Below are 9,623 nucleotides of genomic sequence, written 5' to 3' on the forward strand. Positions count from 1 at the left end.
GCTGATCACGGTGGGGGCGGGGGTGTCCGCACCGGGGCACGCCGGCCCCGCCGAGGTCCCCGACACCGCCGAGGTCCGCGACACGGCGGAGATCCGCGACACCGCCGCCGAGCGCTACCGCGAGGAGGAGCGGGCCGGGTCCGGCAACGTACTGATCGGCTACGGAACCGGGCACGAACCGGCACCCCGCCGTCGCCGCCGACGCGCGGGGTCCGCCGCGGCGAGCGCCGGGCCGGTGGCCGGGACGGCACCGGTGGCCGGGACGGCACCGGTGATCGAGCCGCACTCTCCCCGCGTCATCTCGCCCCTCGTACGGCGGATGGCCCGGGACCACGGAATCGACCTCACCACGCTGGCGCCGTCCGGCCCTGCCGGGGTCGTCCTGCGCCAGGACGTGGAACAGGCCGTCGCCCGGGTCGCGCGACAGGCGGAAGTACCGTCCGGCACGCAGCCCGCGACGGACCCCGTGCCCGCGTCCCGGCCGGAACGCACGCCTCCGACCCGCTCCGAGCCCGCCTCGGACGGCCCCGTCCGCATCCCCCTCCGAGGCGTCCGCAAGGCCGTCGCGGACAAGCTCTCCCGCAGCCGCACCGAGATCCCCGACGCCACCACCTGGGTCGACGTGGACGCCACCGGGCTGCTCCGGGCCAAGAAGGCGCTGGAGGCCGCCGAACCCGGCCGCCGGGTCGGACTGCTGGCCCTGTTCGCCCGGATCTGTGTCGCGGGTCTGCGCCGCTTCCCCGAGCTGAACTCGTCCGTCGACACCGAACGCCGGGAGATCTTGCGTCACGACGAGGTGCGCCTGGGCTTCGCCGCCCAGACCGAACGCGGGCTGGTCGTCCCCGTCGTCCGCGACGCCCACCGGCTGACGACGGTGCAGCTCGCCGCGGAACTCGCCCGGTTGACCGAGCTGGCCCGGACCGGAAGCCTGCCGCCCGACCGGCTGACCGGCGGCACCTTCACCCTCAACAACTACGGTGTGTTCGGCGTCGACGGCTCCACGCCCATCATCAACCACCCGGAGGCGGCGCTCCTCGGCGTGGGCCGCATCGTCGACAAACCCTGGGTGGTGGACGGCGCGCTCACCGTCCGCAAGGTCACGCAGCTGTCGCTCAGCTTCGACCACCGCGTCTGCGACGGCGGAGTGGCCGGCGGCTTCCTGCGCTTCGTGGCCGACTGCGTGGAACGCCCGGCGATCCTGCTCGCCGACGTCTGACCCGCCCCGCCTTCTGCTGTGCCCGTTCCCGGGCGCACCGCACCCACTCACCTACCGAACGTTCGGCCTGGAGCTTCCATGTCCCCCGCCCAACATCCCGACTTCTTCGCCCGGCACACCGACCTGCTCGACCAGGCGGTGGCCCGCTCGGCCGACCGCGGCTACTGGACGCCCTACCCGGAGGCCTCGAGCACGTCCGCGTACGGAGCCGAGGCGCCCGCCGCGGGAGAGGCCGCCTTCCGTGAGCTGCTCGACCGCCCCTTCCCTCTCGACGGGCACCCCACCACCGGCACCGTCCCCGCCACGGAGGTGTCGCCGTACGGTTTCCCCCTCGGCATCAGCTACCCGCACCTGTCGCCCGAGGCCGCCGTGGCGACGGCCAAGTCGGCCGCCTCCGCCTGGCGTTCCTCGAGCCCCGACGTCCGGGCCGGCGTGGCGGCCGAGATCCTGGCCCGGCTGAACGCGGCGAGCTACGAGATCGCGTACGCCGTCCAGCACACCACCGGCCAGCCCTTCGTGATGGCCTTCCAGGCGGGCGGCCCACATGCCCAGGACCGAGGCCTGGAAGCGGTGGCGTACGCCTGGGACGCACAGCGGCGCCACCCGGCCACCGCCCGCTGGAGCAAGCCGCGGCGGCGCGGCGGGCCACTGGTCATGGACAAGACGTACACACCCGTCGGCCGGGGCGTGTCCGTGCTCATCGCGTGCAACACCTTCCCCACCTGGAACGGCTATCCGGGATTCTTCGCGAGCCTGGTCACGGGCAACCCGGTGGTCGTGAAGCCGCACCGGCGGGCCGTGCTGCCGCTGGCGATCACCGTGCGGATCGCCCGTGAGGTGCTGGCAGAGGCCGGTTTCGACCCGGACGTGGTGCTGCTGACCGCCTCGCGCCCCGAGGAGCGCACCGCTCCCGCCCTGGCCACCCACCCCGACGTGCGGATCGTGGACTTCACCGGTTCCAGCGAGTTCGGCGACTGGCTGGAGGACAACGCCCGCCAGGCCGTCGTACACACGGAGAAGGCGGGTCTGAACACGGTCGTCGTGGACTCCACGGACGACTACGCCGGGCTGCTGCGCAACCTCGCGTTCTCCGTCTCCCTCTACAGCGGGCAGATGTGCACCACTCCGCAGAACATCCTGGTGCCCTGTGGCGGATTCCCCACCGACCAGGGGCCGCGCACGGCCGCCGAGTTCGCCGCCGACCTGGGATCCGCCCTGGACGACCTGCTCGCCGACCCGGCCCGCGCCACCGCCACCCTCGGCGCCATCGTGAACGACGGAGTCCTCGCGCGTCTGGAGGAGGCGTCCGCCCTGGGCCGTACCGCCCACCCCTCACGCACCGTGGCCCACCCCGAACACCCGGACGCCGTCGTCCGCACCCCGCTGGTGGTCCGGCTCGACGCCGAGGCCGACGAGAAGACCTACACGAGCGAGTGGTTCGGTCCGGTCTCCTTCGTCATAGCCACCGACGACACCGCGCACTCACTGCGCGTCCTGCACGACACCGTGCGACGCCACGGCGCGCTCACCGCCTGCGTGTACGCGACCGGGGAGGACGTCCTGACGGCGGCGCGGGCGACGGCCCTGGAGGCCGGGGTGCACCTCTCGGAGAACCTGACCGCCGACGTGTTCCCCAACCAGTCCGCCGCCTTCAGCGACTTCCACGGCACCTCGGCCAACCCCGCCGCCAACGCGACCCTGACCGACCCGGCGTTCGTCACCGGCCGGTTCGCCGTCCTCCAGTCCCGCCGCCACGCCCCCGCCGAGGAGCACGAGGAGTACGAGGAGCGCCCCGATGTCCGATGAGGTCTATCTGATCGACGGGGCCCGCACCCCGCAGGGCCGCTACGGCGGCGCCCTGGCGTCCGTACGCCCCGACGACCTGGCCGCCCTCGTCGTCGGCGAGGCCGTGCGCCGCGCCGGGATCCCGGCCGACTCCGTGGACGAGGTCGTCCTCGGCGCCGCGAACCAGGCCGGCGAGGACAACCGTGACGTCGCGCGGATGGCCGTACTGCTGGCCGGACTTCCGCACACCGTGCCCGGATACACCGTCAACCGGTTGTGCGCCTCGGGGCTCACGGCGGTCGCCTCCGCCGTGCAGGCGGTCCGGGCGGGTGAGGCCGAGCTGGTCGTGGCCGGCGGGGTCGAGTCGATGACCCGCGCGCCCTGGGTGATGGCCAAGCCCGGCACGCCCTGGGCCCGGCCCGGCGACGTCCACGACACCTCTCTCGGCTGGCGCTTCACCAACCCGCGCTTCCCCGCCACGACCACCCTGTCGATGGGCGAGACCGCGGAGGAGGTGGCCGTTCTGGACGGCATCACCCGCCTGGAGGCCGACTCCTTCGCGCTGCGCAGCCACCGTCGGGCGGTGGCCGCGCAGTCGGCGGGCCGTTTCACGGCGGAGATCGTCCCCGTTCCGGTGGCGAACGGTGAGGTGACCCAGGACGAAGGGCCGCGCCCGACCACCACGCTTCAGAGGCTGAGCGGCCTGCGCACCGCTTTCCGCCCGGGCGGCATCGTCACCGCGGGCAACTCCTCGCCGCTGTCCGACGGGGCCGCCGCCCTGGTGGTGGCGAGCGGGGCGGCGGTGGAACGGTACGGGATGACGCCGCGGGCCCGTGTCGTCACCGCCACCTCGGCCGGGGTCGAGCCCCGACTGATGGGGCTGGGCCCCGTGCCGGCCACCGCCCGGGCCCTGGACCGGGCCGGCTGGACGGTCGACGACCTCGACGCGGTCGAACTCAACGAGGCCTTCGCCGTCCAGGCCCTGGCGGTCGTACGGCGCCTGAAGCTCGACCCGGACCGCGTCAACGCCGACGGCGGTGCCATCGCCCTCGGCCACCCCCTGGGCTGCTCCGGCACCCGCATCCTGCTCACCCTTCTGGGCCGCCTGGAGCGTGAGGGCGGCCGACGGGGCCTGGCGACACTCTGTGTCGGGGTCGGACAGGGCGTGGCGATGCTCGTGGAGCGCGTATGAACGAGTCGGCCGCGGACCGCCCGTACGACACGCTGGTGGTGGAGGAACGCTCCGACCGGGTGGTGGTCACCCTGCGTCGGCCCGCCGCCCGCAACGCCATCAACGGTCGCATGATCGCCGAACTGCACCGTGTGTGCGAGGACCTGGAGCGCGTTCCGAAGCCGCTGCTGCTCACCGGGCACGGCGGGGTCTTCGCCGGTGGCGCCGACATCGGGGAACTGCGCAGGCGCGGCCGGGAGGAGGCGCTGCAGGGGATCAACAGCCGTCTGTTCGAGCGGGTGCGCAGGCTGCCCCTGCCCACGATCGCCGCCGTGCCCGGCTGGGCGCTGGGCGGCGGGGCCGAGCTGGCGTACGCCTGCGACCTGAGGATCGCCGGGCCGGACGCGGTGTTCGGCAACCCCGAACCAGGGCTGGGCATTCTCGCCGCCGCCGGGGCGTGCTGGCGGCTGCGGGAGCTGGTGGGCGAGTCGGTGGCCAAGCAGGTCCTGCTCGCCGGACGGAGCCTCGACGCCCGGGCCGCGCTCTCCTGCGGCCTGGTCCTGGATGTCGTACCGGCCGACCGGCTGGTCGACGAGGCGCACGCGGTGCTCGACCGGATGTCCCGTTCCTCGGCGCTCGCCCTGCGGCTCACCAAGCTCGTCACCGACGCCTCGGGGGCTCATCCCGTGACCGACGACCTCGCCCAGGCGGTGCTCTTCGAGAGCACGGACAAGGAGGAGCGCATGACGCGCTTCCTGGAGAAGAAGGGAGGCCGGGCATGAGCTCGGCAGCAGCACCGCCCTGCGTGGTGGGGGTGATCGGCGGTGGACGCATGGGCGCCGGTATCGCCCAGTCGTTCGCCGCCGCCGGGTCGCGCGTGGTCGTCGTGGAGCGTGACGGCACGACGGCGACCGCCGCTCTGGAGCGGATCGCCACGGGACTTCGGCGGGCGGCCGAACGCGGGACGCTCTCCGGACTGTCGGACCTCGACGTACCGGACCGGGTGGTCGCCGTGTCGTCGGACCTCGACGTACCGGACCGGGTGATCGCCGTGTCGTCGGTCGCGGAACTCCCCCACGACGCGGATCTCGTCGTGGAGGCGGTCCCCGAGAACGCGGGGCTCAAGGCCGAGGTGCTCGCCGCCGCCGAGGACGTCGTGCCCGACGGATGCGTGCTGGCCAGCAACACCAGCTCCCTGTCCGTCACCGAACTCGCGGCGGCCCTGCGGCGTCCCGGGCGTTTCCTGGGGATGCACTTCTTCAGCCCCGTGCCCGTCTCCGCCCTCGTGGAACTGGTCCCGGCCCCCGACACCGACGCGACGGCCCTCGACGCGGCGGTCCGCTGGACGCACGCCCTCGGCAAGCAGGACGTCGTCGTCAAGGACTGCCCCGGGTTCGCCAGCAGCCGCCTCGGCCTCGCCCTCGGCCTTGAGGCGATCCGCATGGTCGAGGAGGGCGTCGCCGAGCCGGAGGCCATCGACAAGGCCATGCGCCTCGGCTACCGGCACCCGATGGGCCCGCTGCGTCTGACCGACCTGGTGGGACTCGACGTACGGCTCGCCATCGCGGAACACCTGCACACGACGCTCGGCGAACGCTTCGCGCCGCCGCGCCTGCTGCGGGAGAAGGTCGCCCGCGGTGAGCTGGGCCGCAAGACCGGTCAGGGGTTCTACCGATGGTGAATCAGGGGTTCTACCGATGGTGAAGGACGACAGCACGGCCTCGGCGGCGGACCGCTCGCACGGGGTGACGTACAAGGTCACCGACGGCGTCGCGGTCGTCGAACTGTGCGGTTCCGCGAGCGGCAACGCACTCGACGCGCACCTGCGCGGTGCGCTTCTGTCGGCCGCGCGGCGCCTGACGACGGACACCGCACGGGGCGTCCGGGCGGCCCTGCTCACCGCGCGCGGCAAGCACTTCTGCGTCGGGCAGGACCTCCAGGAGCACGCCCGGCTGCTCGCCGACGCGCCGGCGAAGGCCTTCGCGAACATCCCCAACGACTACAACCCCCTGGTGAAGGAGCTCAGCGCGCTGACCGTGCCGCTGATCGTGGCCGTCGAGGGCGCCTGCGTCGGGGCCGGGCTCGGCATCGCGCTCTGCGCCGACGTGCGGGTCGCCGGCGAGGGGGCCCGGTTCGCGACCGCGTTCGGGGGCCTCGGGCTGGCCTCCGACTCCGGGGTCGCCCGCGCCTTGGTCCGGCAGCTCGGCCGGTCACGGGCCGGCGGGCTCATGCTGCTGGGCGACCGCTTCTCGGCGCGGGACGCCGAGGCCTGGGGACTGGTCCACCGCGTCGTACCGGACGGCCGGGCCGCCGCCGAAGGGCTCGCCCTCGCCCGTCGCCTCGCCGGGGGCCCCACCGCCGCATACCGCGCGGCCAAGACGCTGCTGCGGTCCGCGTCCGCCTCGACGCTGGCGGCCGCCCTGGAACGCGAGGCCGTCGTACAACGCCGGCTCGGCGCCACCGACGACCACCACGAGGCCGTCCGTGCCTTCCTGGCCCGCCGCGCCCCGGTCTTCCGCGGTCACTGACCGGTCCTCCGGCCCATCCCGCCCATCCCGCTCACAGATCCCTACCCGACCACGACAGGACACCGCCGTCATGGACATCACGGACCACCCCGCCCCGGCGCCCGGTACGCCCCCGGGGCCGTACGACCCCGAGGCCGCCTTCGAGGACACCATCGCCCGGGACCAGCGCATCGAACCCAGGGACTGGATGCCCGATGCCTACCGTGCCACGCTCGTCCGGCAGATCGCGCAGCACGCGCACTCGGAGATCATCGGCATGCAGCCGGAGGGCGAGTGGATCACCAAGGCGCCCTCGCTGCGCCGCAAGGCGATCCTCTTCGCCAAGGTCCAGGACGAGGCGGGCCACGGCCTCTACCTGTACTCCGCGGCCGAGACCCTCGGCGCCGACCGCGCGGACCTGACCCGGCGGCTGATCGACGGCCGCCAGAAGTACTCCTCGATCTTCAACTACCCCACCCGAACCTTCGCCGACGTCGGCGTCATCGGCTGGTTCGTGGACGGCGCGGCGATCTGCAACCAGGTCCCGCTGTGCCGTACCTCGTACGGCCCGTACGGACGCGCCATGGTCCGCGTCTGCAAGGAGGAGTCGTTCCACCAGCGGCAGGGCTACGAACTGCTGCTGACCATGATGCGCGGCACCGACGAACAGCGGGCCATGGTGCAGGACGCCGTCGACCGCTGGTGGTGGCCGTCCCTGATGATGTTCGGTCCGCCCGACGCCGACTCCCCCAATTCCGCCCGGTCCATGGCCTGGAGGATCAAGCGGCACAGCAACGACCAGCTGCGGCAGCGCTTCGTCGACATGACCGTCCCCCAGGCCGAGAAGCTCGGCGTCACCCTCCCCGACCCCGAGCTGCGCTGGAACGGGGAACGCGGCCACCACGACTTCGGCACACCCGACTGGGAGGAGCTGAAGCGGGTCGTCTCCGGTGACGGGCCGTGCAACGCCGAACGGATCGCACGCCGTCGGGCCGCCCACGAGGAGGGCGCCTGGGTGCGGGAGGCCGCGGCGTCGTACGCGGCCGAGCAGGCCGTCCGCACGCGGGACGGAGTGACGGCATGAGCGCGACGAACAAGGGCGACTGGCCACTGTACGAGGTGTTCGTCCGCGGCAAGCGCGGCCTCAACCACGTCCACGTGGGCTCCCTGCGCGCCGCCGACGACGAGATGGCCCTCCGTCACGCCCGTGACCTCTACACCCGCCGCAAGGAGGGGGTAAGCATCTGGGCCGTGCGTTCGGACACCATCGCCGCGTCCGCACCCGACGAGAAGGATCCCTTCTTCGCGCCCAGCGGCGACAAGGTCTACCGGCACCCCACGTTCTACGACATCCCTGACGACGTCCCCCACATGTAGGGACGTCCGTCCTGGGACGCCCCCCAAGGGACGCCCGCCCTGGGACGACTCCCCCGTTCATTCCATGACCATCTAGGAGCAGCGCATGACCGACGAGGATCTGTACGTCGACGGCGACAGCGCGCGCTGGGCGTTCGGCACCGGGTTCACCGACCCGCTGCACGGCGTGGACCAGGCGGTGCCCGAGAGTGTCGACGCGGAAGGCCTGGCCGCCTGCTGTCTGGCGCTCGGTGACGACGCCCTGGTGTCCGCGCAACGGCTGGCCGAATGGTGCACCCGTGCGCCGGAGTTGGAGGAGGAGCTGGCGCTGGCCAACATCGGCCTCGACCTCCTCGGCCAGGCCCGCCTGCTGTACTCCCGCGCCGGGCAGGTCGACGGCACCGGGCGCGGCGAGGACGCGTACGCCTACTTCCGCGACGCCGACGACTTCCGCAACGTCCGCCTCGCCGAACTCCCGTGCGGTGACTTCGCGTTCACCGTCGCCCGCCTGCTGGTGCTGTCCGTCTGGCGGCTGGCCGTGTGCGAGGCGCTCACCGCGGCCCCCGACCCGGTGCTGTCCGCGATTGCCGCGAAGAGCGTCAAGGAACTGGCGTACCACCGCCGTTACGCCGCCGAGTGGGCGGTACGGCTCGGCGGCGGCACCGCCGAGTCCGCCGGACGGATGCGGGCCGCGTGGGACGCCCTCGCCCCCTGGCTGGACGAGCTGCTGACGGACCGCACGGCGGAGCGCCTCGGCGCGCATCCGTCCGCCGTGGCCGCGCGGACCCGGGCGGAGTTGTCCCATGTGCTGGCCGGTGCCGGTCTGAACCGGCCCGGCGACGCGGCCTCGCGCGGCACGTCGGCGTCCTCGATGCCGGGCTCCGGCAGGGACGGCGCGCACACGCCGCAGCTGGCACCGCTCCTGGCCGAACTCCAGAGCGTCGCCCGCGCCCACCCGGACGCGTCGTGGTGACGGCGTCGCCGGGACGGGCCGGGGAGCGGGGGCGCAGGGAGCGGGCGGAGCGCAGGGAGCGTGCGTGGCGGATCGCCGCTGAGGTCCCCGACCCCGAACTGCCGATGCTGACGCTCGCCGACCTCGGTGTCCTGCACGGCGTCGAGGTGACGCCGGACGAAGCCGTCGTCGCACGACTCATGCCGACGTACTCGGGCTGCCCCGCCGTGGCCGAGATGCGCGCCGAGGTGGCCGCCCGGCTGCGGGTCGCCGGCTTCGCCGACGTGCGGGTGGTCACGGTGCTCGACCCGCCGTGGACCACCGACCGGATCACCGACGAGGGCCGACGCAAACTGGCGGAACACGGCATCGCGCCGCCGGGCCCGCGCCGCATGCCGGGGCTGGCAACGGGCCGTACCTGGCTGAGCCTGACCACCGCGCAGGCTGCCCAAGCCCCTGACCCTGCCCGGCGTCCGAGCCCGGACCCGGGTCAGGCCCCGCCCGCCGTGCCTTGCCCGCGCTGTACCTCGGCCGACACGGAGGAGCTCTCCCACTTCGCCGCCACCGCCTGCACGGCGCTTCGGCGCTGCCGCACCTGCCTGGAGCCGTTCCCCCACGTCAAGGACCTGCCATGAC

Annotated in this window: 10 protein-coding genes; all 10 read left to right on the forward strand. The window is 73.6% G+C overall.

Annotation, left to right across the window (positions count from 1 at the left end; translation table 11 throughout):
* The coding region (locus FNH04_RS34240) for a dihydrolipoamide acetyltransferase family protein (RefSeq protein ID WP_152789743.1) at window positions 1-1,216 on the forward strand (1,216 nt) is incomplete at its 5' end.
* A gap of 78 nt (window positions 1,217-1,294) precedes the next feature.
* Complete coding sequence (gene paaN, locus FNH04_RS34245) at window positions 1,295-3,022, forward strand: phenylacetic acid degradation protein PaaN (RefSeq protein ID WP_152789744.1); 1,728 nt, start codon at window positions 1,295-1,297, stop codon at window positions 3,020-3,022.
* On the forward strand, window positions 3,012-4,193 hold the full coding sequence (locus FNH04_RS34250) for a thiolase family protein (RefSeq protein ID WP_152789745.1): 1,182 nt from the start codon (window positions 3,012-3,014) through the stop codon (window positions 4,191-4,193). Before paaN ends, FNH04_RS34250 begins: the two co-directional genes overlap by 11 nt.
* Window positions 4,190-4,954 carry an enoyl-CoA hydratase/isomerase family protein gene (locus FNH04_RS34255; protein ID WP_152789746.1) on the forward strand — a complete coding sequence of 255 codons (765 nt, stop codon included), beginning with the start codon at window positions 4,190-4,192 and terminating at the stop codon, window positions 4,952-4,954. The genes FNH04_RS34250 and FNH04_RS34255 overlap by 4 nt, the downstream gene beginning before the upstream one ends.
* Window positions 4,951-5,853 (forward strand): 3-hydroxyacyl-CoA dehydrogenase family protein, encoded by a 903-nt coding sequence (locus tag FNH04_RS34260; RefSeq protein ID WP_152789747.1) that lies wholly within the window; start codon window positions 4,951-4,953, stop codon window positions 5,851-5,853. The genes FNH04_RS34255 and FNH04_RS34260 overlap by 4 nt, the downstream gene beginning before the upstream one ends.
* A 16-nt stretch (window positions 5,854-5,869) precedes the next feature.
* Window positions 5,870-6,700 carry an enoyl-CoA hydratase/isomerase family protein gene (locus tag FNH04_RS34265; RefSeq protein ID WP_152789748.1) on the forward strand — a complete coding sequence of 277 codons (831 nt, stop codon included), beginning with the start codon at window positions 5,870-5,872 and terminating at the stop codon, window positions 6,698-6,700.
* Between the two features lie 70 nt (window positions 6,701-6,770).
* On the forward strand, window positions 6,771-7,763 hold the full coding sequence (gene paaA / locus FNH04_RS34270) for a 1,2-phenylacetyl-CoA epoxidase subunit PaaA (RefSeq protein WP_152789749.1): 993 nt from the start codon (window positions 6,771-6,773) through the stop codon (window positions 7,761-7,763).
* A complete protein-coding gene (gene paaB, locus FNH04_RS34275) occupies window positions 7,760-8,056 on the forward strand; it encodes a 1,2-phenylacetyl-CoA epoxidase subunit PaaB (protein ID WP_152789750.1) in 297 nt (98 codons plus the stop codon). Before paaA ends, paaB begins: the two co-directional genes overlap by 4 nt.
* Before the next feature lie 85 nt (window positions 8,057-8,141).
* Window positions 8,142-9,008, forward strand: coding sequence for a 1,2-phenylacetyl-CoA epoxidase subunit PaaC (gene paaC, locus FNH04_RS46825; RefSeq protein WP_194236906.1), 867 nt, complete (start codon window positions 8,142-8,144; stop codon window positions 9,006-9,008).
* A complete protein-coding gene (gene paaD / locus FNH04_RS46830) occupies window positions 9,002-9,622 on the forward strand; it encodes a 1,2-phenylacetyl-CoA epoxidase subunit PaaD (protein WP_386574601.1) in 621 nt (206 codons plus the stop codon). The genes paaC and paaD overlap by 7 nt, the downstream gene beginning before the upstream one ends.
* Window position 9,623: the final 1 nt, after the last annotated feature.

Origin of the sequence: Streptomyces phyllanthi (assembly GCF_009377205.1) — a bacterium.
In the GTDB taxonomy this organism is placed as follows: domain Bacteria; phylum Actinomycetota; class Actinomycetes; order Streptomycetales; family Streptomycetaceae; genus Streptomyces; species Streptomyces phyllanthi.

Coding starts and splice junctions, on each gene's coding strand:
- paaC (WP_194236906.1), top strand. CDS start 8,142: ATGACCGACGAGGATCTGTACGTCGACGGCGACAGCGCGCGCTGGGCG.
- paaN (WP_152789744.1), top strand. CDS start 1,295: ATGTCCCCCGCCCAACATCCCGACTTCTTCGCCCGGCACACCGACCTG.
- FNH04_RS34265 (WP_152789748.1), top strand. CDS start 5,870: ATGGTGAAGGACGACAGCACGGCCTCGGCGGCGGACCGCTCGCACGGG.
- paaA (WP_152789749.1), top strand. CDS start 6,771: ATGGACATCACGGACCACCCCGCCCCGGCGCCCGGTACGCCCCCGGGG.
- FNH04_RS34250 (WP_152789745.1), top strand. CDS start 3,012: ATGTCCGATGAGGTCTATCTGATCGACGGGGCCCGCACCCCGCAGGGC.
- paaB (WP_152789750.1), top strand. CDS start 7,760: ATGAGCGCGACGAACAAGGGCGACTGGCCACTGTACGAGGTGTTCGTC.
- FNH04_RS34255 (WP_152789746.1), top strand. CDS start 4,190: ATGAACGAGTCGGCCGCGGACCGCCCGTACGACACGCTGGTGGTGGAG.
- FNH04_RS34260 (WP_152789747.1), top strand. CDS start 4,951: ATGAGCTCGGCAGCAGCACCGCCCTGCGTGGTGGGGGTGATCGGCGGT.